21 protein-coding genes are annotated in these 22780 nt (G+C 72.3%); 9 read left to right on the forward strand and 12 right to left on the reverse strand.

Annotation, left to right across the window (positions count from 1 at the left end; genetic code table 11):
* Nucleotides 1-97 precede the first annotated feature (97 nt).
* On the reverse strand, nt 98-1690 hold the full coding sequence (locus ACZOOI_RS23315) for an amidohydrolase (protein ID WP_465277638.1): 1593 nt from the start codon (nt 1688-1690) through the stop codon (nt 98-100).
* Nucleotides 1687-3189: an APC family permease gene (locus ACZOOI_RS23320; RefSeq protein ID WP_465277639.1), complete on the reverse strand. Its 1503-nt coding sequence runs from the start codon at nt 3187-3189 to the stop codon at nt 1687-1689. Before ACZOOI_RS23320 ends, ACZOOI_RS23315 begins: the two co-directional genes overlap by 4 nt.
* Before the next feature lie 215 nt (nt 3190-3404).
* On the opposite strand from ACZOOI_RS23320, the gene ACZOOI_RS23325 reads away from it, so the two are divergent.
* The 4 genes from ACZOOI_RS23325 to ACZOOI_RS23340 all read left to right on the forward strand — a co-directional run bounded on the left by ACZOOI_RS23325 (nt 3405) and on the right by ACZOOI_RS23340 (nt 8000).
* The gene (locus tag ACZOOI_RS23325) at nt 3405-4022 is read left to right on the forward strand and encodes a TetR/AcrR family transcriptional regulator C-terminal domain-containing protein (protein WP_465277640.1); all 618 of its coding nucleotides are present in this window, start codon (nt 3405-3407) and stop codon (nt 4020-4022) included.
* Nucleotides 4023-4159: 137 nt separating this feature from the next.
* Complete coding sequence (gene ureA / locus ACZOOI_RS23330) at nt 4160-5008, forward strand: urease subunit gamma (RefSeq protein WP_465277641.1); 849 nt, start codon at nt 4160-4162, stop codon at nt 5006-5008.
* Between the two features lie 20 nt (nt 5009-5028).
* Nucleotides 5029-6702, forward strand: coding sequence for an urease subunit alpha (locus ACZOOI_RS23335; RefSeq protein ID WP_465281265.1), 1674 nt, complete (start codon nt 5029-5031; stop codon nt 6700-6702).
* 263 nt (nt 6703-6965) lie between these two features.
* Nucleotides 6966-8000, forward strand: a complete 1035-nt coding sequence (locus ACZOOI_RS23340) for an agmatine deiminase family protein (protein ID WP_465277642.1) — start codon at nt 6966-6968, stop codon at nt 7998-8000.
* A gap of 154 nt (nt 8001-8154) precedes the next feature.
* On the opposite strand, the gene ACZOOI_RS23345 is transcribed toward ACZOOI_RS23340, so the two are convergent.
* On the reverse strand, nt 8155-8688 hold the full coding sequence (locus ACZOOI_RS23345) for a hypothetical protein (RefSeq protein ID WP_465277643.1): 534 nt from the start codon (nt 8686-8688) through the stop codon (nt 8155-8157).
* 202 nt (nt 8689-8890) lie between these two features.
* Nucleotides 8891-9211, reverse strand: coding sequence for a 4a-hydroxytetrahydrobiopterin dehydratase (locus tag ACZOOI_RS23350; RefSeq protein WP_465277644.1), 321 nt, complete (start codon nt 9209-9211; stop codon nt 8891-8893).
* 133 nt (nt 9212-9344) lie between these two features.
* Here ACZOOI_RS23350 and ACZOOI_RS23355 point away from each other — a divergent pair, with 133 nt between their 5' ends.
* Both ACZOOI_RS23355 and ACZOOI_RS23360 read left to right on the forward strand, forming a co-directional pair.
* Nucleotides 9345-10088, forward strand: a complete 744-nt coding sequence (locus ACZOOI_RS23355) for a TetR/AcrR family transcriptional regulator (protein ID WP_465277645.1) — start codon at nt 9345-9347, stop codon at nt 10086-10088.
* Nucleotides 10089-10139: 51 nt separating this feature from the next.
* Nucleotides 10140-10829 (forward strand): hypothetical protein, encoded by a 690-nt coding sequence (locus tag ACZOOI_RS23360; protein WP_465277646.1) that lies wholly within the window; start codon nt 10140-10142, stop codon nt 10827-10829.
* A gap of 36 nt (nt 10830-10865) precedes the next feature.
* Here ACZOOI_RS23360 and ACZOOI_RS23365 read toward each other — a convergent pair whose 3' ends face one another.
* The 7 genes from ACZOOI_RS23365 to ACZOOI_RS23395 all read right to left on the reverse strand — a co-directional run bounded on the left by ACZOOI_RS23365 (nt 10866) and on the right by ACZOOI_RS23395 (nt 18897).
* Nucleotides 10866-12338: a TerD family protein gene (locus ACZOOI_RS23365; RefSeq protein ID WP_465277647.1), complete on the reverse strand. Its 1473-nt coding sequence runs from the start codon at nt 12336-12338 to the stop codon at nt 10866-10868.
* A gap of 119 nt (nt 12339-12457) precedes the next feature.
* Nucleotides 12458-13108 carry a response regulator gene (locus tag ACZOOI_RS23370; protein WP_396007183.1) on the reverse strand — a complete coding sequence of 217 codons (651 nt, stop codon included), beginning with the start codon at nt 13106-13108 and terminating at the stop codon, nt 12458-12460.
* Nucleotides 13105-14346 (reverse strand): sensor histidine kinase, encoded by a 1242-nt coding sequence (locus tag ACZOOI_RS23375; RefSeq protein WP_465277648.1) that lies wholly within the window; start codon nt 14344-14346, stop codon nt 13105-13107. Before ACZOOI_RS23375 ends, ACZOOI_RS23370 begins: the two co-directional genes overlap by 4 nt.
* A 10-nt stretch (nt 14347-14356) precedes the next feature.
* Complete coding sequence (locus ACZOOI_RS23380) at nt 14357-16921, reverse strand: ABC transporter permease (protein WP_465277649.1); 2565 nt, start codon at nt 16919-16921, stop codon at nt 14357-14359.
* Between the two features lie 9 nt (nt 16922-16930).
* Nucleotides 16931-17767, reverse strand: coding sequence for an ABC transporter ATP-binding protein (locus ACZOOI_RS23385; RefSeq protein WP_465277650.1), 837 nt, complete (start codon nt 17765-17767; stop codon nt 16931-16933).
* A 150-nt stretch (nt 17768-17917) separates the two neighbouring features.
* The gene (locus ACZOOI_RS23390) at nt 17918-18238 is read right to left on the reverse strand and encodes a DMT family transporter (RefSeq protein WP_391587013.1); all 321 of its coding nucleotides are present in this window, start codon (nt 18236-18238) and stop codon (nt 17918-17920) included.
* Nucleotides 18238-18897 carry an FMN-dependent NADH-azoreductase gene (locus tag ACZOOI_RS23395; protein WP_465277651.1) on the reverse strand — a complete coding sequence of 220 codons (660 nt, stop codon included), beginning with the start codon at nt 18895-18897 and terminating at the stop codon, nt 18238-18240. The genes ACZOOI_RS23390 and ACZOOI_RS23395 overlap by 1 nt, the downstream gene beginning before the upstream one ends.
* A 99-nt stretch (nt 18898-18996) precedes the next feature.
* Here ACZOOI_RS23395 and ACZOOI_RS23400 point away from each other — a divergent pair, with 99 nt between their 5' ends.
* Nucleotides 18997-19629, forward strand: coding sequence for a TetR/AcrR family transcriptional regulator (locus ACZOOI_RS23400; protein WP_465277652.1), 633 nt, complete (start codon nt 18997-18999; stop codon nt 19627-19629).
* A gap of 42 nt (nt 19630-19671) precedes the next feature.
* The gene (locus ACZOOI_RS23405) at nt 19672-20877 is read left to right on the forward strand and encodes an RNA ligase (protein ID WP_465277653.1); all 1206 of its coding nucleotides are present in this window, start codon (nt 19672-19674) and stop codon (nt 20875-20877) included.
* Between the two features lie 40 nt (nt 20878-20917).
* Here the strand turns inward: ACZOOI_RS23405 and ACZOOI_RS23410 are convergent, their stop codons facing one another.
* A complete protein-coding gene (locus ACZOOI_RS23410) occupies nt 20918-21253 on the reverse strand; it encodes a glyoxalase superfamily protein (RefSeq protein ID WP_465277654.1) in 336 nt (111 codons plus the stop codon).
* Nucleotides 21254-21387: 134 nt separating this feature from the next.
* Between ACZOOI_RS23410 and ACZOOI_RS23415 the strand changes: the two genes are divergently transcribed.
* Nucleotides 21388-22767: an NADP-dependent succinic semialdehyde dehydrogenase gene (locus tag ACZOOI_RS23415; protein WP_465277655.1), complete on the forward strand. Its 1380-nt coding sequence runs from the start codon at nt 21388-21390 to the stop codon at nt 22765-22767.
* The last annotated feature ends 13 nt before the right edge of the window (nt 22768-22780 follow it).

Below are 22780 nucleotides of genomic sequence, written 5' to 3' on the forward strand. Positions count from 1 at the left end.
GGGCCGGTCCCGCGCAGGTCCCGCATCGGGACCCCGCCGGGATCGCATCGGGACCCCGCCGGGACCGCGCCGGGTGGACGCGGTCCCGTGCGTGCGGTCAGGCCCGGTGTACCACCCGTCCCGCCACCACCGTTGCGGTGACCGGGAGCTGCGGCAGGTCGTCCGGCGGGCAGGTGAGCGGGTCGCCGCCGAACACGGCCAGGTCGGCGTGGCAGCCCACCGCGATCCGGCCGGCCACGGTCTCCTCGCCCACCGAGTACGCCGCTTCCGTGGTGTACCCGGCCAGTGCGCGTCGGGCCGAGATGCCGGCCGAGGCGCCGTACGCCGCGCGGCCGATCTCGCCCGCCGGGCGCCGCAGTTGCGCGCCGGCCAGGGTGCGCCTGGGGTCGAACGCGGCGACCGGCCAGTCCGAACCGAGTGCGACGTGGCCGCCGGTGGCCAGGATGTCGGCGTAGCGCCAGGCCCGTTCGGCACGCTCCGGGCCGACCCGCCGCGACCAGTTGTCCGAACCGTCGGGCAGCGACCAGTCCATGTGGGTCGGCTGCATCGAGGCGACCACGTCGAGCGCGGCGAAGCGGGGTACGTCGATGTCGCTCAGCAACTCGGCGTGCTCGACCCGGTGTCGGGTGCCGGACGGTGCGCCGTGCCGGGCGTACACGTCCAGGGCGCGGGCCACCGCCCGGTCGCCGATGGCGTGCGTCCAGGCCGGCAGCCCGGCGCGGCCCGCGATCGCGACCGCCTCGGCGTACCGGTCGAAGTTCTTCCACTGTGAGCTGTGCGACTGGCCGCAGCAGTCCGGCTCGTGCAGCCACGCGCCGCCGCCGTCTATTGCGCCGTCCACGAAGAACTTGACCGCGGCGAGGCGGACCAGCCCGTCCAAGGAGCGCAGTTCGCCGATCCGCTCGGCGAGGTCGTCCACGTCGCCGGGCGGGCACCACGGTGCGAGGTGTATCCGCATGCTCAGCCGCCGTGCGTCGGCCAACCCGGTCAGGGTGTCGACCGTGCGCGGCGCGTCGTCCGGGATGTGTACGCCGGTGACCCCGTGCCGGTTCTGCTCGGCGAACAACGCCTCGACCCGGGACAGGAGTTCGGCGCGCGGCATCGGCGGGACCGCGCGGTAGCCCAGGAGGCACGCGGTCATCTCGTGCAACTCGCCGGTGGGGCCGCGCTCGTCGCAGACGATCTCGCTGCGGTCGGCGAACTCGCGCGGCCCGGTCAGTCCGGCGAGCCGCAGTGCCGCCGTGCTCAGCAGCGCGGTGTGGCTGTCCGACATCCACACGAACGCCGGTCGTCCGCCCACGGCGGCGTCGATCAGGTCGCGGTGCATGGTGCGGCCGGCGAACGCCGCGTACTCGCCGCCGAATCCGATCACCCAGTCGTTCGACCCGCACGGTGCGGCGTGTTCGGTCAGTCGGCGCAGCACCTCGTCCAGGGTGACCGCGCCGACCAGGTTCGCGCCGCGGGTGGTGTCCGCGCCCATCACCGGGTGCTGGTGGCAGTCGGTCAGCCCGGGCGTGAGGGTGTCCCCGTTCGCCTCGATCACCTCGGTGCGCGGCCCGATCAGCGCCCGCGCGTCGGCGCCGAGGGCGACGATCCGCCCGTCCCGCGCGGCGACCGCGTCGGTGTGCGGTCGGTCCCGATCCATCGTCAGGACGTGTGCGTCCAGCACGACGAGGTCGGCGGTGCTCATACATTGCTCCTTACCGGAACGGAGGTCTGCGCTTCGATGCCGCGGTCGCCGAAGCTCTCGCTCACCCGCACCTTGTCCTGCGGGCGCGCGAGCAGCAGGTACAGCACGCCACTGGCGACCACGACGGCGATGCCGAGCACCGCGGCCCAGACCTGGTAGGCGGGTGCGCCGGGCGGGGCGAGGATCTTGCGCGGCCAGGCGATGTTGACGAACTCGAAGGCCAGCCAGGCCACCGCGAGCACGTTCAGCGGGGTGCCCCAGCGGCCGAAACGCACCAGGCCGCCGGGCGTCCAGGTGCCGCGCAGCCGGGCGATCAGCGCGGCGAGCGCGATCAGCAGGAACTGGAGGTACATCGCGGCGCTGCCGAAGGTGATCAGGCTGCCGATCGCGGCGCTGTTCAGGGCGAGCAGCAGGGCCAGGCAGCTGATCGCGGCGGTGATCACCAGGGCGCCGATGGGTGCCTGCCGGCGGCTCACCCGGCGCAGCGCGCGGGAGCCGGGCAGTACGTCGTCCCGGGAGACCGAGTAGACCGAGCGGGCGGCGGCGGCCTGGGAGGCGAGCGCGCAGGCGACGAACGCGATGATCACCACGACCACGAAGGGTTTGGCCGACCACGAGCCGAACGAGTTCACCACGGCGGTGGTGACCGGGTCGAGGTCCTCGCCGGCGACGACCTTCGCCGGGTCGGGGTGGGCCAGTTCGGCGGCGACCGCGTTCAGCACGACCAGCCCGCCGACGCTGATCAACGTCCACCAGATCGCCTTGGGCACGTGCCGGGCGGCGTCCCTGGTCTCCTCGGAGGAGGACACGCACGCGTCGAAGCCGAAGAACGCCCAGCCGCCGACCGCGAGCGCGGCCAGCATGGCGGAGAAGGTCGAGCCGCCGGAGAGCGCCTCGGCGCCCATCGTGTCGGTGAGGATGCCGAGGCCGTTCTCCCGGAAGAGCAGCAGCAGCGCCAGGCCCACCCCGAGCGAGGCGAGCGCCTCGGCCGCGATGCCGGCCGCGAGCACCCAGCGCAGCACGTCGATGCCGAACGCGTTGATCGCGGTGCAGCAGATCAGGAAGATCGCGGCCACCACGACGATCCGGCCCGGGGTGGGCCGGGCGTCGAACAGGGCGAAGAACCACGGTGCGCCCAGGTAGACGATCGTGGTGTTGGCGAACACGACCGCGCACATGCCCACCCAGCCGGCGAGCCACGCGTAGGTGGGGCCGACCAGGCGGCGGGCCCACTGGTAGGCGCCGCCGGCGATCGGGTACTGCGAGGCCAGCTCGGAGTACACGCACATCAGCAGCGCCTGGCCGAGCAGGCAGATCGGCAGGACCCACACCCACGCCGGTCCGGCGATGGTGGTGCCCACCTGCGCGACGGCGTACAGGCCCACGACGGGCGAGACGGTCGCGAAGCCGATGGCGAGGTTGCCCAGCACGCCGAGACTGCGCTTGAGCTCCTGCTCGTAGCCCAGTTCGCCGAGTTGTTCGGCGTCGTGATCGACCACCGGGGTCGATCCGGGCGGCACCGACGCGGGCGGCGCCGGTGGGCGAGAAGTGCCGTGGTTCATCGGGACCTCGCAACGGGGACGTTAAACTTACTTAGTTAGTTTGAGGACCTTAACCGCCGACCGGGTGTAGGGGAAGAGGCGACTTCGGGCTAGGTTGGCGACGCAGAGTGACCGACGGCGGTGCTCGCGAACGGCACAGAGGTGAACGCACGATGGGTCGACCCAGCCGCCCCAAACTCGACCGCGAACTGATCGCCAGGGCCGCGGTCGAGCTGGTCGACGAGAAGGGTATGGGTGCGCTGACCATGCGGGCGCTGGCCACTCGGCTGGATGTCCGGGGGCCCTCGCTCTACAACCACGTGGCGTCCAAGGACGAGCTGCTCGACGCGATCACCGTGGTGATAACCCGGGAGATCGATCGTGCGCCGCTGGAGGACCCGGACTGGCGGGTCGGCATCGCCGCGTTCGCCCGCGGCTACCGGGCGGCCTACCTGCGCCACCCCGAGGCGCTGCCGGTGATCGCGCGCCGCCCGGTGTCCACCGAGCAGGCGCTGGGCGCGTACGACGCCACCGCGCGCACCCTGATCCGGATCGGACTGAGCCCCGCCGAGGCGGCCGAGGTCTCCGCGGCGCTGGACTACCTCGTGGTCGGCTCGGTGATCGAGACCTACGTGGAGGGCTTCGCCCGGCCGGTCGAGGACTACCGGGCCGACTACCCTTCGCTTGCCGAATCGCTGGCCGCGAGCGATCCCGAGACGCTCGACGAGCGCGGTTTCGAGGCCGGCCTGCGGCTGCTCCTGGACGGGTTGGCGGCGCGCCTGGCCCGCTGAGCCGCCGGACCCGGCCCGGCTCGGACGGGCCTCGTCGCGGCCGGGGGACGGGCCGGCCGACACCTCGCGCGAGCGTTGACAGGTGGTATTGAATGGCGTTCAATGCGATTTGAACGCCATTCAATACGGAGGTACGCATGCGGCTGACGCCCACCGAGCGGGACCGGTTGCTGATCTTCACAGCCGCCGAGCTGGCCCGCGCGCGGCGCGCCCGGGGGCTGCTCCTGAACGTGCCCGAGGCCGCCGCGCTGATCGCGGACACCGTGTGCGAGGCGGCTCGGGACGGGGCCCGGCTGGCCGACGCGATCGATGCCGGGCGCTCGGTGCTCGGGGTGACCGACGTGCTGCCGGGGGTCGTGGACGTACTGGCCGACGTCAAGGTCGAGGCGGTGTTCGACGACGCGACCCGGTTGGCGGTGGTGACCGACCCGTTCCGCTCCGGCGAGGGGCTGCCGGCGGGGGCGGGCGAGGTGCATTGCCACGGGCACGGTTCGCGCTCCGGCGCGGTCGCGGCGCCCGTGTCCGGCCCCGGCTCGCTGGGCGACGACGCGCCGGGTGCGGTGATCCCCGGCGGGCCGGCGATGGATCCGTACGCGCACGCCGACCTGGCCAGGATCCCGGTCACCAACACCTCCGAGGTGCCGATCAGCGTCACGTCGCACTTCCACTTCTTCGAGACCAACCCGAGGCTGCGCTTCGACCGGGCGATCGGGTACGGGCGCCGACTGGCCATCCCGGCCGGCTCCACGGTGCGCTTCGACCCGGGTGCGACGGTCGAGGTGCGGTTGGTGCCGATCGGCGGGGCGCGCGTGGCGATCGGCTTCGCGGGGCTCGTGGACGGGCCGCTGGACGCGCCGGGCGCGCTGGAGGAGGCGCTGCGCAAGGCGCATGCGTGCGGATACCTGGGCGCGGAGCCGGGCGGGTCGGCGGTCGCCGCCGACGCGGCGTCGGATTCGGGGAACGGCAAGGAAGGTGGCGCCCGGTGAGCGGCGGCAGTGGTGATGTGATGGACCCGCGCGACTACGCGTCCACGTACGGCCCCAGGGCCGGCGACCGGATGCGGCTCGGCGACTCGGGGCTGGTGATCGAGATCGAGCACGACTCGGCGCTGCCCGGCGACGAGTTCCTCGCGGGCTTCGGCAAGACCGCCCGGGACGGGCTGCACCTGAAGGCGATCCCGGTCCGCGACACGTGCGACGTGGTGATCTCCAACGTCGTGGTGATCGACGCGATCCAGGGCATCCGCAAGGTCTCGATCGGCATCCGCGAGGGCCGGATCGCCTCGATCGGCCGCGCGGGCAACCCCGATACGCAGGACGGCGTCGAGGTGGTGGTCGGCACCGGGACCACGATCGTCAGCGGCGAGGGGCTGATCGCCACGGCCGGTGCCATCGACACCCACGTGCACCTGCTGTCGCCGCGGATCATGGAGGCGTCGCTGGCCTCCGGGGTGACCACGATCGTCGGCCAGGAGTTCGGACCGGTGTGGGGCGTCGGGGTGAACTCGCCCTGGGCGCTGCGGCACGCGTTCTCCGCGTTCGACGCGTGGCCGGTCAACATCGCCTTCCTGGCCCGGGGTTCGTCCTCGGGCCGCGGGCCGCTGGACGAGGCGCTGATCGAGGGCGGTGCGTCCGGCTTCAAGGTGCACGAGGACATGGGCGCGCACGCCCGGGCCCTGGACACCGCACTGCGGGTGGCCGAAGACCACGACGTCCAGGTCGCGTTGCACACCGACGGCCTCAACGAGTGCCTGTCCGTGGACGACACGCTGTCCGTGCTGGACGGGCGGACCATCCACGCGTACCACATCGAGGGGTGCGGCGGCGGGCACGTGCCGAACGTGATGCGGATGGCCGGGGTGGCCAACGTGATCGGCTCCTCGACCAACCCCACGCTGCCGTTCGGCCGCGACGCCCTGGGCGAGCACTACGGCATGATCGTGTCCGCACACGGCCTCAAGACCGACCTGCCGGGCGACGCCGCGATGGCGCGCGACCGGATCCGGGCGGGCACGATGGGTGCCGAGGACGTGCTGCACGACCTCGGGGTCATCCCGATCACGTCCTCCGACGCGCAGGGCATGGGCCGCGCGGGCGAGACCGTGCGACGCACCTTCGCGATGGCCGGGAAGATGAAGCTCGAACGCGGCGCCGAGCACGAACGACACGACAACGAACGGGTCAAGCGCTACATCGCCAAGCTCACCATCAACCCGGCGATCGCGCACGGTCTGGCGCACGAGGTCGGCTCGATCGAGGTCGGCAAGATGGCCGACCTGGTGTTGTGGCACCCGCAGTGGTTCGGCGCCAAGCCGCAACTCGTGCTCAAGAGCGGGTTCCCGGCCTACGGCGTGGTGGGCGACCCGAACGCATCCACCGACAACTGCGAACCGCTGGTCCTGGGCCCGCAGTTCGGCTCCCACGGCGCGGCGCCGGCGGAACTGTCGGTGGCCTTCACCTCGCAGGCGGCGGCAGCCACCGGCGGCGACCTGATGCCGACCCGCCGACGCCGGGTGGGCGTTCGCGGCACCAGGGGGATCGGCCCCGCGGCGATGATCCACAACAACCGCCTGGCGGAGGTCCGGGTCGCCGCGGACACCGGAATGGTGACGATGGACGGCGAACCGGTCATGTCGCAGGCCGCCGAATCGGTGTTGCTGAACCGCCTGTACTTCCTGTGACGCTCGCGAATTTCCGTGATACTCGCGCATTTTCGTAGCACCTGGGAATTTTCGTGACACCTGCAACTTTCGTGGGTCTTGCGCACTTTCGTGAAGCTCGCGAACCTCCCGTGATACCGGTCCATTTCCCGCTGTGCCCGCGCGCCCACGATGCGCCCGGGCACGTCCCGTAGTCCGCGCGGCGGGTCTCCCGCACTCCCCGGTCGGCCCCCGGTCGCCCGCCGGCAGGCCCGCCGCGGATTCGAGTCCGAAGGATTTCCGAGATGACGAACACCCCGGCCGCAGACGGCTTCTCGATGCCGGCGGAGTGGGTTCCGCACGAGCGCACCTGGATGGCCTGGCCCAGCCGCAACGAGACCTTCGGCGAGGAGGACCTGCACACGGCGCGGACCGCGTGGGGCAGGGTGGCCGAGACGATCGCCCGCTACGAGCCGGTGACGCTGATCACCGACATCGGCGAGTCGGACACCGTGGCGCGGTACGTCGGCCGGCCGCTCACCGTGCTGGAGCGCCCGCTCGACGACGCGTGGATGCGCGACATCGGACCGACGTTCCTGACCGGCGGGCCGGGCGAACTGGCCGCCGCCGACTGGATCTTCAACGGCTGGGGCGCCCAGGAGTGGGCCTCCTGGGAGCACGACCGAAACATCGCCGAGCAGGTGATCGAGGCGGCCCGCGCCCGGCGCTACGCGTCGCGGATGGTCAACGAGGGCGGTGGCATCCATGTCGACGGCGAGGGCACGGTGTTGATCACCGAGACCGTGCAACTCGACGAGGGCCGCAACCCCGGCTGGACCAGGGAGCAGGTCGAGGATGAACTGAAGGCGTTCCTCGGCGTGCGGAAGGTGATCTGGCTGCCGCGCGGACTGACCCGCGACTACGGGCTGTACGGCACCCGGGGGCACATCGACATCGTCGCGTCCTTCGCCCGCCCGGGCCTGGTCCTGGCCCACGTACAGCCCGACCCGGCGCACCCGGACCACGAGGTCGGCAAGGAGAACGTGGCGCTGCTGCGCGCCTCCACCGACGCCCGCGGCCGGGCGCTCGAAGTGGTCGAGATCCCGGCGCCGACCGTGCTCGAAGCGCACGACGACTGGGTCGACTTCAGCTACATCAACCACTACGTCGCCAACGGCGCGGTGATCCTGTGCGCGTTCGACGACCCGCGCGACGAGGAGAACGCCGCGACCTTCGGCAAGCTCTTCCCCGGCCGCACGATCGAACTCGTGGACGCCCGCGACATCTTCGCCAACGGCGGCGGCATCCACTGCATCACCCAGCAGCAGCCGAAGGTGTGAGGGCGGGCGGGGCGGCCCCGCCCGCCCCGTCACCGCCTGCGCCGACGGGCGCCCGGGCCGCGTCCGCCGGTCGGGCGCGCGAGCCGTACGCCCGTGGTCGGTCGGGTATCCGGGCGGAGCGGCACCATGGCGCCGGCGCCACGGCGCCGAATGGTCAGCGGCGCTCGGCGGGGGCGTCGGTGCCGGTGCCGGGGTGCCCGGCGCGCAGCGGCGCGGTCGGCTGTGCGGTGTCGGTGGTGTTCGGGGCGGGGCCCGGGGCCGGTCCGCGTTCGCTCGTGCCGAAGGCGGCGAGCGTGAGCAGCAGGACGACGAGCGCGACGGCGGTCGCGGTCGGGACGTACCAACCGGCGTCGACGATGGGTTCGGTGAACGCGGCCAGGACGGCTGTGGTGCCCGCGAACAGCAGGGCGCCGGCGAACGCGGGTATGCCGCGCCGACCGGCGATGGTCGCAACCGCGCCGGCGACCAGGACGAGCAGCAACACCAGGCCGGCCAGGCCGATCAGGGACGGACCGAAGTCGTCTCCCGTGCAGCGGCGTTGCCCGAAGTCGTCGCACGAACCCTGGGCGGCGGCGCGGATCGCGTACGTCCCGATCAGCCAACCGGCCGCGCCGGCGCCGGCGATCGGGAGAAGCCGGCCGCGGACGGTGGCCGAGACGGGGTGGGACGCCGATGCGTCGGTGCTCATGGTCGGAGGCTAGGCGGCGCGCGGGTCGCCCGGATGAACGGCCAGGAAGCGCCGAGTGAAGGCTGTGTGGCCCGGCGGGCGGGCCGGGGGCGGGCTTGGGCGGGCACGGGGCCGACGACGGTCGGCGCCCGTGCGTCCCGGCCGCGTCGCCGCCGCTCCCGGGTGCTCGGATCGGCGGCGGCGGGGTGCGGACGGGGTCGGCTCAGCCCTGGGCGGTGACGCTCTGTGCGTCGTGGGCGGCGGCGAAGGACGCCACCCGGGTGGCGAACTCGACGTCGGTGGCGGTGATCCGATTGCCCGCGTCGTGGGTGGTCAGGGCGAACGTCAGGGTGCCGTACAGGATGGTGATCCGGGCGTGGTGGTTCGCCTGGTCCTCGGCGGCGGCGACGGTCGCGTAGAACGCGGGCACGTCGGCCCGAGCGCACTTGTAGGTCGCGGTCAGCTCGCCGTCGGTGACCTGCCAGCCCGGCAGATCGGCGAGGGCCTCGGTCAATTCGGCGTCGGTGAGCGGCTGGGGTGCCACGGTGGGTCCTCTCGTCGGGGTGGACGGGCCTCTCGCAAGTATGGCGGCGCCGGTTCGCCGGGCGCGGTATTGAACGACGTTCTAACATGGCGGCAGGCGAGGTCCGCCGTCGAACGAACCAGGGGTGCTGAGCATGGCGGGGACACGGCGCAAGCGGCTGGAACAGCCCAGGGAGGTGGTGCTCCAGGCGGCCATGGACGCGATCGCCGAGCATGGCCTGGCGCAGCTGACCATGGCCGGCCTGGGCAAGCGGATCGGGATCAGCGGCGGCCACGTCGCGTACTACTTCGGGTCCAAGGAGCAACTCCTCGTGGAGACGCTGCGCTGGAGCGAACAGGGCTTCGCCGAGCGCCGCCGGGCACTGCTCGCCGCCGTGGACGTCCCGATCGCCGAACGGCTCGCCGGCTACATCGACCTCTACCTGCCCGACGAGCGGGCCGACTCGCGGTGGACGTTGTGGCTGGAGGTGTGGACACGCTCGCTGGCCGACCCGGAGGTACTGGCCGCGAGCGCGGAGATCGAGGGCCCGTGGATGGCGGACCTGCGCGCGATGATCGGGCCGCACCCGGACCCGGACGGGTACGTGCTGCGGCTGCACGCCTTGCTGGACGGGCTGGCCACGCGGATCGTGATCGGCTCGCCCGGTCCGTCCCGGGCCGAGATGGTGCGGCAGGCGACCGAGTTCGCGTTGCGGGAGCTGTTCGTGGCGGAGGGCCGGGCGGGGTGCGCGGGTTCGGTCCCGAGCGGCGCGGGTGGTGTGGAGGGCGCGGACGAGTCTGCGGATTCGGGCACGGAGGCGACCGCGGATTCGAGTGTGGATTCGGGTGTGGATTCGGGTGCGGGCGCGGACTCGGGTGCGAACCACACGAACCGGTGATCAAGGGGTGAATCGTCCCCGTTTCGCGGCCGTCGGCTGCATCGTGGGGGCATGAAGTGGTGGCGGAACCCGCGGCAGCGGCTCGGGGTGATCTGCGCGGTCGTCGCGGTGCTGGTGATCGTGGGGCTGGTGCACCGGGGCCGCCCGGACGACAGCGGATCGGCGGCGGCCGACGGGGTACGGGTCGCGGCCACCGCGGCGGCACCCACCGGGCCGGCGTCGGCAGCGCCGCCGACCCGGCGGCCCAAGCCGGCACCGGTGCCGAAGAACGTGCTGCCGGACGTGGTCGGTGTCGACCTGCAACAGGCGTGGGACGGCGCCCGCCGGGCCGGCTACCGATTCGTCACATCGCACGACGTGAGCGGGCGCGGCCGACGGCAGTTCGTGTACAGCAACTGGAAGGTGTGCGACCAGACTCCCGGGCCGGGGCCGCTGGCCAAGGAACTCCCGGTCGAGCTGGGCGTGGTCCGGCACGACGAGAAGTGCCCGGCCGGCACCGTGCCGACCGACGCCCCCAAGGTGGTCGACGGTCGGATGCCCGAGCTGGTCGGCCGCAGCGTCACCGTCGTGCGCCGGGCGTTGCGCGGTGACGCGCACGTCAAGACGGAGGACCTGGGCGGGAGTCGGCTCGTGCTGATCGAGACGCACTGGGTCGTCTGCACCCAGCGCCCGCCCGAGGGGCAACCCGTCGCGGACACGGTGACCGTGGGCGTGGTCAAGTACGGCGAGCGCTGTCCGTGACCCCGCCCGGCTCGCCGCATCCGTGCCGGATGGTGGTCAGTGGCCGAGCGCCTCGCGGGCCGGGTCCACCAGCTTGCGCACGGTGCGGCCGTCGGCGAAACGGCCCAGTGCCGTCATCGACCAGGCCGAGCCCTCGCGGACCAGCTTGCACATCAGCACGCCCGTGCGCGGCTCGGTGGCGGACAGGTCGAAGCGCACCAGTTCGGCGTCGGTGGTGTCGTCGACCAGGCGGCAGAAGGCTCGGGAGACCTCGGTGAACTTCTGTCCCAGGAACGAGTTCACGGTGAACACGAGTCCGGTGACCTGGGGCGGCAGCGCGTCCAGCCGGACCACGATCGACTCGTCGTCGCCCTCGCCCTCGCCGGTCAGGTTGTCGCCGGAGTGCACGATCGCGCCGTCCAGACCGGACAGCTTCATGAACCAGACGGTGACGATCTTCTTGCCCTGCGCGTCGAACGCGATACAGGACGCGTCGAGGTCGATGCTGCTGCCGGCCTTGGCCGGGTCCCAGCCCAGGCCCATCCGGATCCGGGTCAACGGCGGTGCGCCGGTCTTGACCAGCGAGACCGACTGGTCCTTGCGCAGGCTGACCCGGCCCTTGTCGAGGTTGATCGGCCCACCGGTGTGGGTGTCGCCCACCGGGAGCGGGGCGGTGGCCGCCACCGTCGGGGCAGGGGCAGGGGCAGGGGCGGCGGCAGGCGTCGGAGCCGGAGGTGTCGGCGGCGGGACCGGAGTCGGCGGCGGCGGGGTGGGCTGCACGGTCACCGGGCGGCGGGGCACCGGCGGTGGGATCGGCGCGGGCCTGGGCGGTTCGTGCGGAAGCAGCGGGGCATCGGGCGTCGGCGGTGGATTGTCGGGCGCCGGGGTCTGCGGGCGCGTCGGGGCCTGGGTCGGTGCCGCGGCTGCCGGCGCGGTCTGCGGCCGGTCCTGCCGCGGGGGCTGGTCCTGCGGTTGCGGTTGCGGTTGCGTGGGGCGACCGGGAGGCGGGGTCGGTTCGTCGTCGACCGCGACGCCGAAGTCGGTCGCGATGCCCGCGAGTCCGTTGGCGTAGCCCTGGCCGACCGCGCGCACCTTCCACGCGCCGCCGCGTCGGTACAACTCCAGCATCACCAGCGCGGTTTCCCGGCCCAGCCCGTGCGGGGTGAAGGTGACCAGTGCCTCGCCGGAGGCGTCGCGCACGGTCGCGGTGGGCGCTGCCGTCCCGCCGAAGGTGACCGGCGTGCCGGGGCCGTCGTCCAGGCTCAGCGTCACCACGATGGTCTGTACGTCCGCGGGCACCGCCGCGGTGTCCACCTGCACCGCCGCCGGTCGGCCCGGTGCGCCCTCGCGAAGCCGCACGCCGGGGCCGGTCGGCTGGTTATAGAAGACGAAGTCGGCGTCCGAGCGCACCTTTCCGGAACCGGCGAGCAGCAGCGCCGAGACGTCCACGGGCGCCTTGGAGGCGACCTCCACCAGCACGGCGGCCACCGCCAAGGGGCAGTTGCCACCCTTCGTGAGCGTCACCGACATGCGCACCCCTTCGGTTCACGGATCCGACCGGGGCCGGACGCCTCCGAGGTTACCGAGCAGGCCGCCCTGCCGCACCGAGCCGGCCCGGCTCCGGCGGCCCGCCGGCCCGTGTGCTTGGGTCAGCGGCGGATCAAGCCCGCGTCGTAGGCCAGCAAACCCGCCTGGGTGCGGTTCGCGCAGTCCAGTTTGGTGAGCATGCGGGAGACGTAGCTCTTGACGGTGGTCTCGCTCAGGAACAGCCGGTCGGCGGTCTGGGCATTGGACAGCCCCTCGCCGATGCAGGTGAGTACCTCGATCTCGCGCTCGGTCAACGACGCGACGGCCAGCGCCGCGCGCTCGCGGGCCGCGTTGCGCCCCGAGGACGCGGTGACCAGATCGCGCGTCACCGCCGGCGAGAGCACGGTGTGCCCGTCCATCGCGACCCGGACCAGGCCGATCAGGTCCTCCGGAGGGGTGTCCTTGAGCAGGAACCCGGCCGCGCCCGCGTGCAACACGCGCAGGATGTACTGCTCCAGGCCGAACGTGGTCAACACGATCACCCGGGGTGCGTTCGGCAGGTCGACGATCTGCTCGATCGCGGTCAGCCCGTCCACGCCCGGCATGTGCAGGTCCATCAGCACCAGGTCGGGTCGGTGGCGCAGCACCGACTCGACCGCCTCCGCGCCGTCGTACGCCTCGCCGATCACCTCGATGTCGTCGGCCACGCCGAGAATCGTGCGCAGGTGCGCACACACCATGCGTTCGTCGTCGACGAGCAGGACGCGGATCATGCGGGGTCTCCGGTGGTCGTGGTCGATGCGCCGGCCGGGAGTACGGCGAGCAGTTCGTAGCCGCCGTCGGGCAGCGGTCCGGTGTGCAGCGTGCCGGCCACCAGCTCGACCCGCTTGCGCAGGCCGAGCAGACCGCTGCCACCGGTGCCCAGGGCGATGTCGGCGGCCCGGGTGGGAGCCGAGTTTCGCACGGTGATCTGCACCTCGTCGCCCACGTAGTGCAGGCGTACGTCCACCACTGCGCCCGGCGCGTGTTTGTGTACGTTGGTCAGTGCCTCCTGGACGACCCGATAGGCGGCCCGACCGATCACCGGCGAGGTGGCGTGCGGCTCGCCGAGGGTGATCACGTCCACGGACACGCCCGCCGAGCGCGAGTCGGCCACCAGATCGGACACGTCGAGCACCGCGCGCGGCGCGGCCACGACCGAACCCACCTGCTGCTCCGATCGGGTCACCGCGACCAGACCGCGCAACTCCTCCAGCGCCTTGCAGCCCACCAGGCGCAGTTCCTCCGCCGTCGCGCGCACGTCGTCCTCCCGGGCCCGGGTGCGCAGGGCGCCCGCCTGGAGCACCATCAGGCTGACCCGGTGGGTGATCACGTCGTGCATCTCCCCGGCGATCCGGGCCCGTTCCTCCATCCGCACCCGCTCGACGAGCAACTCGCGTTCGCGCTCCGCCCGGGCGGCTCGATCCAGGTGCAACCGGCGGCGGGCGGCGACATGGAGGCCGAGCAGCGCCGGCACCAGTGCGACGCTCATGCCGCCGACGATGTCCGGCGGGGCCGGGTGGCTCCACGGGCGGGCGGTCGTCAACACCAGAGCGGCGATCAGCGCGAGCGCACGCCGCCGGTCCTCGACGTGGGCCCCGACGGCGTAGGCCGCGAAGAAGAGCGCGTGCGTCGGATGCACGAGGGACACGGCACAGACAGCCATTCCCGAGCCGAACGCCGCGCGCCTGCGGTTCAGGAGCAGTGCGCCGGCCACCACCGCGCTCGCCTCGTGCACGTACGGCCAGTCGACCGGGCCCGGGTGAGGTCCCATCCGCAGGGCCAGTCCCAGTGCGATGGCGATTGCCGCGACCAGTACGTCGAACCCGAACGAACGGCGGGACGCCGACCAGGCACGGAACCTCACCCGGCCACGGTAGCCGGGCCCGGCCGGCGATCGCGGTACCACCGCCGACGGTGCGCCGGCGAGCAGGGCCGGCGGACCGTCGGCGGTCGCGGTGGTGTCGATCATCGAAGGGTGGTCATTCCGTGGAGATCGCGGCCAGCACGTTCATCCGTGAGGCCCGCAGGGCCGGCAGCAGGGCGGCGAGCAGGCCCACGGCGCCCGCGCCGATGACGACCGCGGCGATGGTCGACCACGGGATGGTCAGCACGTCCAGGCCCTGCGAGGCCAGCATGCGCTGCGCCGCGACGCCCCAGCCCACCCCGAGGGCGAGCCCGAGCACCGCGCCGAACACCGCGATCACCGCCGATTCCAGCCGGATCATCCGCCGCAGTTGCACGCGCGACATGCCGATCGCCCGCAGCAGACCGATCTCGCGCGTGCGCTCGATCACGGACAGGGCCAGCGTGTTCACCACGCCCAGGATCGCGATGACGATCGCGAGCCCGAGCAGGCCGTAGACCATCTGGAGCAGCAGGTTGGTCTGGTCCTGCACGGTCTGCTTGTAGTCGGCCTGGTCGCGCAGTTGCACCTGTGGGAAGGGTTTGAGGGCGGCCTCCAGGGCTGCCCGCGCCTGCGAACTCTTCGATCCGTCGGCGGTGTTGGCCATGATCACCGAGTCGAACAGCTCCGGGACCAGCTTGCTCAGCGTGTCCAGGCCGACCATGCCGGTTCCCGCGTTGCCCAGGCCGATGCCTTCGTCGTCGATCACCGCGCCGACGCGCAACTCGGCACTCTTCCCGTTGGGCGTGCGCAGTGTCACCGTGCCGCCGACGCCGAGGTGACGACCCTTCACGTACGACCTGGGTAGTGCGATCCTGCCCGCGGCCAGTGCGTCGGCGGCGCTGCCCGCGGTGTACTTCTGTTTCATCATCGCGTCGATGCCCGGGTCGGCCCCGGTCACCGAGATGGTCTCGCTCGACCCGTCGAAGACGACCTTCGCCTCGGTCTCGCGCCGGCGCACCACGTCGCTCACGCCCGGCACCCTGCGCACCGTCTCCGCCACGTCCGGGGCGAAGTCGAGGCCGCCGCTGCTCTCCAGGGTGAAGTCGGCGCCCAGGCGCTGGTCGATCTGCCTGCCCACCGAGTCCTTCATCGACGTGGCCACCACCGACAGCGAGGCGACCAGCGCGACGCCGATCATCAGCGCGGCGGCCGTGGCGCCGGTACGGCGCGGGTTGCGCAGCGCGTTCTCCCGGCTGAGCCGGCCGACCGTGCCGAACAGGCGCGGGAACGTGCCCGCCAGCCACGGGATCACCAGGCGGGCCAGCACCGGCCCGAGCACGATGAAGCCGACCAGGGTGCCGATCAGGCCGCCTCCCAGGGCCAGCCCGTGGGCCGGGTCCAGCTTGGTCGCGGAGGCGCCGATCGCCAGCGCGATCGCGCCGAGCACGGTGACCACGGTGCCCCCGATTGCCCGTGGGCGCAGCGACTTCGCCGGCGGGGCGCCGGCCTCGCGCAGTGCGGCCATCGGGCTCACCCGGGCCGCCCGGCGAGCGGGCAGGTAGGCGGCGACCACGGTGACCAGCACGCCCACCGTGTACGCGATGATCGGCGTCGCGGGCTTGATCTCCAGCGGGGTGCCCTTGAGGTCGACGCCGACCGCGCTCATCAGCGCCAGGAGTCCCTGCCCGAGTGCGAAGCCGGCGAGCAGGCCCAGCGTGGAACCGACCACCGCGAGCAGCAGCGCCTCCACGAGCACCGAGCGGTTCACATCGGCCCGACCGGCGCCGATCGCGCGCAACAGGCCCAGTTCGCGCGTGCGTTGGGCGACGAGCATGGAGAAGGTGTTGAAGATCAGGAACGTGCCGACCAGAAGCGAGATGCCCGCGAAGCCGAGCAGCGCGTACTTGGTCACGTCGAGCGCCTGGCCCAGGTCGGCGGAGGCGGCGTCGGCCTCCTCCTCCCGGGTCCTGACGTCGAAGCCCGGGCCGAGCTTGGCGGCGACCCGAGCCTTGAGCTCCTTCTGGTCGACGCCGGACTGCGCGGTGAGCGACACCGAGGTGACCACGCCGGGCTTGCCCAGGAGCCGGTCGCGGGCGGCGGTGCCGTCCAGGAAGAGCAGGGTCACGCCCGGGTTGATGGTCTTGTAGTCGGCCAGCCCGACCACGGTCGGGTCGAACGCGCCCGGTGCGGCGATCACGTGCACCCTGTCGCCGATCCGGACCTTGTTGTGGCCGGCCGCGTCGCTGTCCAGCACGATCTCGTTCGGGCCCTGTGGTGCGCGGCCCTTTTCGAGCCGGACCGGGGACTGCTTGTTGGGGAACCAATCGGCGGCCTGCACATGGGGCTCCGAGGTCAGGCCGACCTTCCTGCCCTTGCCGTCGACGATGATCACGTTGGTGACCGTGACGTCGGGATGCGCGTCGGCGACCCCGGGCACCGTGCGCACGGCGGCCACCGTGCTCTCGGGCACCGTCGGCTGCCGGCCGGTGCGGCCGAGCCGGTCCTCGCGGAACTCCGACGCGGGTTTGACCGTGACGTCGGCCGCCGCCGTGCGGGAGAGCTCGTGGAAGGTCTTGCCGATCGTGTCCGTGAACATCAGGGTGCCCGCGACGAATGCGACCGACAGCAGGATCGCGAGCGCGGACAGGACCATTCGCGCCTTGTGCGCGAGGAAACTGCGAAACGTTGCCTTGAGCATGGCGGCGCCTCAGTTCGCGGAGCGGGCGAAGCGCTGCATGCGCGCGAGCACCGTGTCCGCGGTCGGCGACAACATCTCGTCCACGACCCGGCCGTCGGCCAGGAACAACACCCGGTCGGCGTAGGACGCCGCGTTCGGGTCGTGGGTGACCATCACGATGGTCTGGCCCAGGTCGTACACACTGCTGCGGAGGAAGCCGAGCACCTCGGCGCCGGAGCGCGAGTCGAGGTTGCCGGTCGGTTCGTCGCCGAAGATGATCTGCGGCTTGCTCGCCAGCGCGCGGGCGCACGCCACGCGCTGCTGCTGACCGCCGGAGAGCTCGCTGGGCCGGTGCTTGAGCCGGTCGCGCAGACCGACCGTGTCGATCACGGTGTCCAGCCAGGCCGGGTCCGGCTTGACGCCCGCGATGTCCATCGGGAGCGTGATGTTCTCCAGCGCGGTCAGCGTCGGCAGCAGATTGAACGCCTGGAAGATGAAACCGATCTCGTCCCGGCGCAGCCGGGTCAGGTCCTTGTCCTTGAGCCCGGTGATCTCGGTGTCGCCGATCCAGCTGTGCCCGGAGGTGACGGAGTCCAGCCCCGCGAGGCAGTGCATGAGGGTGGACTTGCCGGACCCGGACGGACCCATGATCGCGGTGAACCGACCGCGGCCGATCTCCACGTCGACCTCGTCCAGCGCGACCACCCGGGTCTCGCCCTCGCCGTAGCACTTGGTCAGGGCCCGGGAACTCGCCGCGCTGCCCTTGGCCCGATCGTCGTGATCGATGCGCTCGTACGCGTCCGGCCCGGCGAGCGGGTTCGCCGGGGGAGTCGTGGTCGGGGGGCGCCGGCGGTTTCCGGGAGACATGCGGGTGTGCTCCTTGACTGGGGATCCTGACACCTCCTCAGCCTCCGGCTCGGGCGGGTGGGCTCGATAGCCGCGAACGTGCCCAGCGCTGTCACTAAAGTTGCATCCTGTTCCTCCTTTGTTGTGGGGCCGGGGTTGTGGGGCCGGGCCTCACGCCGTCGAGGTCAGCCGGGCCAGCACCAGCCCGCCCACGATCAGCGCGAGCGCCGCGATCCGGCCCGCGCTCAGTGCGTCGTGCTGGAGCGTGATGCCCAGCGTGATCGCGCCGACCGTGCCGATTCCGGTGAACGCCGCATACGCCGTCCCCACCGGCAGGTCGCGCATGGCGACCGAGAGCAGGTATACGGCCGTCGCGCCGAGCAGGACGCAGATCACCGTCGGCAGCGGTTTGGTGAAGCCCTCGGTGGGCTTGATGCTCTGCGACCACACGACCTCGACGAGGCCCGCGCCGAGCAGGATCAACCAGGCCATCAGTACGCCTCCGCGAGTGAGCGCCCCAGTTCCGCGGCGCGGCCGAGCGCGTCCGCGTGCGAGGACAGGTGCTGGTCCCGGCGCTCGGCGAGCCCGGGGTCCACGAGCGAGTTGGTCAGTTCGGTACCGAGCACGATCGCGTCCGAGATCGCGTAGTGCCCGGTGAAGAAGTCGACGAGGTAGCGCGTCTGGTGGTCGAACGGCGCCCGCGGCGTGCCGGGCAGGTACGAGCCGCCGCGCGCGGAGGCCACCACGAAGCGGCGCGGCACCAGCGACATCTTGGGAAAGGTGACCTGGTCGATCCAGCTCTTGAGCTGGGCGGGCACGCCGAAGTTGTACATCGGCGCGCCGATCAACACGACGTCCGCGGCGACCAGTTCGGCCAACAGCGGCTCGACCGTGTCCCACGCCTTGCGCTGCTCGGGCGTGCGGACCGCCTGCGGGTAGTCCGCGATCTCGGTGATCCCCTCGCGCAGCATCGTGTCGCAGATCTCGGTCCAGGCCTGGTCGATCGGCGGCACGGGGCGGGCGGTGAGGTCGCGGTGGGTGTACTCGGCGTCCGGCCGGGCGGCGCGCCACGCGTCGGCGAAGGCCGCGCCCAGGGTCCGGGAGAAGGAGTCGGCGCGGGCGCTGGAGTCGAGGTGCAGGAGGTGCGGCATGGGTGCTCCCGAGAGAATAAGTGGACGGGCTGTCCGCTTGTCTGCTCGACTGTAACGGGTAAGTGGACGACGTGTCCACTTGCTGGTTAGGGTGGGGACATGACGAAACGCACCGACTTGCTCACCGGCCTTGCGGTCGCCGCGGACGGGGCCGGGCCGCCGCGGGAACGGGCGGACGCCGCGCGCAATCGGGCTCGCGTGCTGGCCGCGGCCGAGGAACTGTTCGCGGCCGGCGACCCGGCCGAGGTCACCATGGAGGACATCGCCAAGGCCGCGGGCATCGGCCGCGGCACGCTGTATCGGCGCTACCCCGACCGCGCCTCCATCGCGCGCGCCCTGCTGGACGAGCACGAGCGCGCGTTGCAACACGAAATCCTGCGCGGCACGCCGCCGTTGGGCCCGGACGAGCACGATCCGGCGGAGCGCCTGGCGGCCTTCTACGCGGCGATGGTCGACCTGCTGGAGCGGCACGTACACCTGCTCCTGGGTGCGGAGACGGGCAGCGCGCGCTACCGCACCGGCGCGTACGGCTTCTGGTGCACGCACGTGCGCGTCCTGGCGGCGGACCGCCCGGACCCCGAGGCACTCGCCGACACCCTGCTCGCGCCACTGGCACCGGAGGTCTACCGACGCCAGCGCGACCAGGGCATCTCCCCCGACCGCATCAAGAGTGCCTTGGCGGCCCTGGCCCGAGGCGTCCTGGCCGGCAACGAGCCGAAGGCACCCGAATAATCGGATGAACCCGCCGACGCCCCGTCGTTACGCTGCCGCCGCATGACCGAATTCGCCACGTCGGACGACCTGTTCCGGCACGAGGACCTGATCCGGGCCCTCGACCACGGCCTGGTGGTGCGCCGCCGGCATCCGGAACTCCCGTTGTCCATCTACACCTATACCCGCACGTGCGTGTTCGGGCGTCGGTGGACGCCGGTGACCCTGCGCTGCCGCGGGCTGATCCTGGAGGACACGACCGGGCGAGTCGTCGGCCCCAGCCTGCCCAAGTTCTTCAGCCACACCGAGCACGAACGAGGCGAGGCGTACGCGCCGCCGCTGCCGGACGACGGCTTCGAGGTCTTCGACAAGGAGGACGGCTCGCTGGGCCTGGTGTTTTACTACGCCGGTCGGTGGCGGGCCGCGTCCAAGGGGACCTTCACGTCCCGGCAGGCCGGCTGGGCCCAGGCATGGCTGGACGAGCGAGCCGGCGCAATGCTCGATCCCGAGGTCGGCTACGTCACCGAGATCATCCACCCGGACAACCGCATCGTCGTGGACAACGGCGCCGAGCACACCCTGGTCCTGTTGGCCGTGGTGGGTCGGGACGGCATCGAACAGCCGCTCGCCGCGCACGCCGACACCTGGATCCGCCTGGGTGGTCGGGTCGTCCGCTCGTGGCCGGCCACTTCGTTGGCCGAGGTGGTGCGCGCGGCGCAGGACAATCGTCGGCTCGACGGTGTGCCGGTCGGGGGTGCGGCGGCCGAGGGCTGGGTGCTGCGCCACGCGTCCGGGCTGCGGGTGAAGGTCAAGCTCACGGACTACGTCCGGCTGCATCGCATTCTCACCGGGGTGAGCGAACGCGACATCTGGCGCTATCTGGGCATGCAACGCTTCGCCGACCGCGATCCCGCGCACGTCGCGTACGCCCTCGCCTGCGCGGAGTCGGAGGTCACCGAGCAGACCGCCCCCTTCGACGCGCTTCTCGACCTGGTTCCGGACGAGTTCGACGCGTGGGTGCGCAAGGTCGCGGACCGGCTGACGGGGGAGGCCGAGGCCGTCGAGGCGGCCACCCGGGCGGCGTTCGCGGAAGCGGAGCACCTGCTGGACGATCGCGCCGGATTCGCCCGCGCGGCGACGGCGCACGGGGACGCGCGAATCACCGCCGGCATGTTCCGGCTTCGCGACGGAGGCCCCGTCGATCTGTCCGTCTGGCGGGCGCTCAAGCCGGGGCCGGCGTTGCCGTTTCGCGTTGACGAAGAGGGGTGAGGCTTCGGGACCAGGTCCCGATCGTCGGCCATACCCCCGCTCACTCCTCCCTCGGCGTCCCCACCCGCACCCGATTCCCATCCGGGTCCGTCACATGCACCTCCCGGGCCCACGGCGCCTCCTCGACCGGCAGACCGAATTCCCGGGCCACCGCGTCCACGTCCCCGACCCGCAGGTAGACCAGCGTGTCCGGAGTCGCGTCGCCCGCGTGCTCGCTCAGGAAGAGGTGCACATCGCCGCGTGCGACGTCCACGAAGGCGGGGAGGTCCGGTTCGAAACGGTGTTCCCACTCCTGGACGAAGCCCAGGCGGGCGTACCAGCGGACGGAGGCGGCGGCGTCGGCCACGCGCAGGATCGGGATGACTTGTTCCTTCATGGCGCGGATGATCCCAGCCGGGTACGACAGCCGCCCGGCGTTGTGTCAGCCGGCGCGGCGTGGGTAACGGGTCGGCGGGGTGCACCGATCGATGCCCGCGCCCCTCGCAGTCATCAGCCGTATCTGGAGGGTCCATGGCCATCGCGTCCGTCAATCCGGCGACCGGGGAGACGATCGAGGAGTTCGCCGAGATCGGCGAACAGGAGATCGAGGCCCGCATCGCGCGGTCCGACGAGGTGTTCCGGGCGCACCGGCGGGACTCGTACGACGTCCGCGCCCGAGCGATGCGGCGGGCGGCGGATCTGCTCGACGCGGAGAAGGGCGAGGTCGCGGCGATGATGACGGCGGAGATGGGCAAGACGCTCGCCGCCGCCGAGGCCGAGGTGGTCAAGTGCGCCCGGCTGTGTCGGTTCTACGCCGATCGGGCGGCGGACTTCCTGGCCGACGAGCCGGCCGACGCGGACGCGGTCGGCGCCCGGAAGGCGTACGTACGGTACGAGCCGCTGGGGCCGGTGCTGGCCGTGATGCCGTGGAACTTCCCGCTGTGGCAGGCGATGCGGTTCGCCGCGCCCGCGCTGATGGCGGGCAACACCGGTCTGCTCAAGCACGCGTCGAACGTGCCGCGGACCGCGCTGTATCTGGGCGAACTGTTCACCCGGGCCGGCTTCCCGGAGGGGGCCTTCCAGACCCTGCTGATCGGGTCGAAGCTGGTCGAGCGGGTGCTCTCCAACCCGCGCGTGGTGGCCGCCACGCTCACCGGCAGCGAGGGCGCCGGGCGCTCGATCGCGGCCATCGCCGGGCGCGAGCTGAAGAAGACCGTGCTCGAACTCGGCGGCTCGGACCCCTTCCTGGTGCTGCCCTCCGCCGACATCGAGGCCGCCGCCAGGACCGCCACCACGGCCCGCACCCAGAACAACGGACAGAGCTGTATCGCGGCCAAACGCTTCATCGTGCACACCGATGTCCACGACGCGTTCGCCGAGGCATTCACCGCGAACATGGCCGCGCTCCGGGTCGGCGACCCGACCGCCGAGGGCACCGACGTGGGCCCGCTCGCCCAGGAGCAGGGCGTGCGCGACGTCACCGAGCAGGTCGAGGACGCCCGGGCCAAGGGCGCCCGGATCCTGTGCGGCGGCGAGCGGCCCACCGGCCCCGGCTGGTACTACCCGCCGACCGTGGTCACCGACCTCACCCCGGACATGCGGATGTACCGCGAGGAGGTGTTCGGCCCGGTCGCCGGGCTGTACCGGGTCGCCGACCTGGACGAGGCGATCGCGCTGGCCAACGCGACGCCGTTCGGCCTGGGCGCGAACGCCTGGACCGACGACGAGGCCGAACAGCAGCGCTGCGCGGCGGAGTTGGAGGCGGGCGCGGTCTTCGTGAACGGCATGGTCACCTCGCACCCCGAACTGCCCTTCGGCGGTATCAAGACCAGCGGCTACGGACGCGAGCTCGCCCACCTGGGCATCCGCGAGTTCTGCAATGCCAAGACGGTCTGGGTGGGCGGCGGCTGACGGGGCAGACGTC

This window comes from Embleya sp. L77 (assembly GCF_055557415.1).

Bases quoted from the DNA above. Each gene is read 5' to 3' on its own strand.
- ACZOOI_RS23315 (WP_465277638.1), bottom strand. From the start codon at position 1,690: ATGAGCACCGCCGACCTCGTCGTGCTGGACGCACACGTCCTGACGATG.
- ACZOOI_RS23325 (WP_465277640.1), top strand. From the start codon at position 3,405: ATGGGTCGACCCAGCCGCCCCAAACTCGACCGCGAACTGATCGCCAGG.
- ureA (WP_465277641.1), top strand. From the start codon at position 4,160: ATGCGGCTGACGCCCACCGAGCGGGACCGGTTGCTGATCTTCACAGCC.
- ACZOOI_RS23335 (WP_465281265.1), top strand. From the start codon at position 5,029: ATGGACCCGCGCGACTACGCGTCCACGTACGGCCCCAGGGCCGGCGAC.
- ACZOOI_RS23340 (WP_465277642.1), top strand. From the start codon at position 6,966: ATGACGAACACCCCGGCCGCAGACGGCTTCTCGATGCCGGCGGAGTGG.
- ACZOOI_RS23345 (WP_465277643.1), bottom strand. From the start codon at position 8,688: ATGAGCACCGACGCATCGGCGTCCCACCCCGTCTCGGCCACCGTCCGC.
- ACZOOI_RS23355 (WP_465277645.1), top strand. From the start codon at position 9,345: ATGGCGGGGACACGGCGCAAGCGGCTGGAACAGCCCAGGGAGGTGGTG.
- ACZOOI_RS23360 (WP_465277646.1), top strand. From the start codon at position 10,140: ATGAAGTGGTGGCGGAACCCGCGGCAGCGGCTCGGGGTGATCTGCGCG.
- ACZOOI_RS23365 (WP_465277647.1), bottom strand. From the start codon at position 12,338: ATGTCGGTGACGCTCACGAAGGGTGGCAACTGCCCCTTGGCGGTGGCC.
- ACZOOI_RS23370 (WP_396007183.1), bottom strand. From the start codon at position 13,108: ATGATCCGCGTCCTGCTCGTCGACGACGAACGCATGGTGTGTGCGCAC.
- ACZOOI_RS23375 (WP_465277648.1), bottom strand. From the start codon at position 14,346: ATGATCGACACCACCGCGACCGCCGACGGTCCGCCGGCCCTGCTCGCC.
- ACZOOI_RS23380 (WP_465277649.1), bottom strand. From the start codon at position 16,921: ATGCTCAAGGCAACGTTTCGCAGTTTCCTCGCGCACAAGGCGCGAATG.
- ACZOOI_RS23385 (WP_465277650.1), bottom strand. From the start codon at position 17,767: ATGTCTCCCGGAAACCGCCGGCGCCCCCCGACCACGACTCCCCCGGCG.
- ACZOOI_RS23390 (WP_391587013.1), bottom strand. From the start codon at position 18,238: ATGGCCTGGTTGATCCTGCTCGGCGCGGGCCTCGTCGAGGTCGTGTGG.
- ACZOOI_RS23395 (WP_465277651.1), bottom strand. From the start codon at position 18,897: ATGCCGCACCTCCTGCACCTCGACTCCAGCGCCCGCGCCGACTCCTTC.
- ACZOOI_RS23400 (WP_465277652.1), top strand. From the start codon at position 18,997: ATGACGAAACGCACCGACTTGCTCACCGGCCTTGCGGTCGCCGCGGAC.
- ACZOOI_RS23405 (WP_465277653.1), top strand. From the start codon at position 19,672: ATGACCGAATTCGCCACGTCGGACGACCTGTTCCGGCACGAGGACCTG.
- ACZOOI_RS23410 (WP_465277654.1), bottom strand. From the start codon at position 21,253: ATGAAGGAACAAGTCATCCCGATCCTGCGCGTGGCCGACGCCGCCGCC.
- ACZOOI_RS23415 (WP_465277655.1), top strand. From the start codon at position 21,388: ATGGCCATCGCGTCCGTCAATCCGGCGACCGGGGAGACGATCGAGGAG.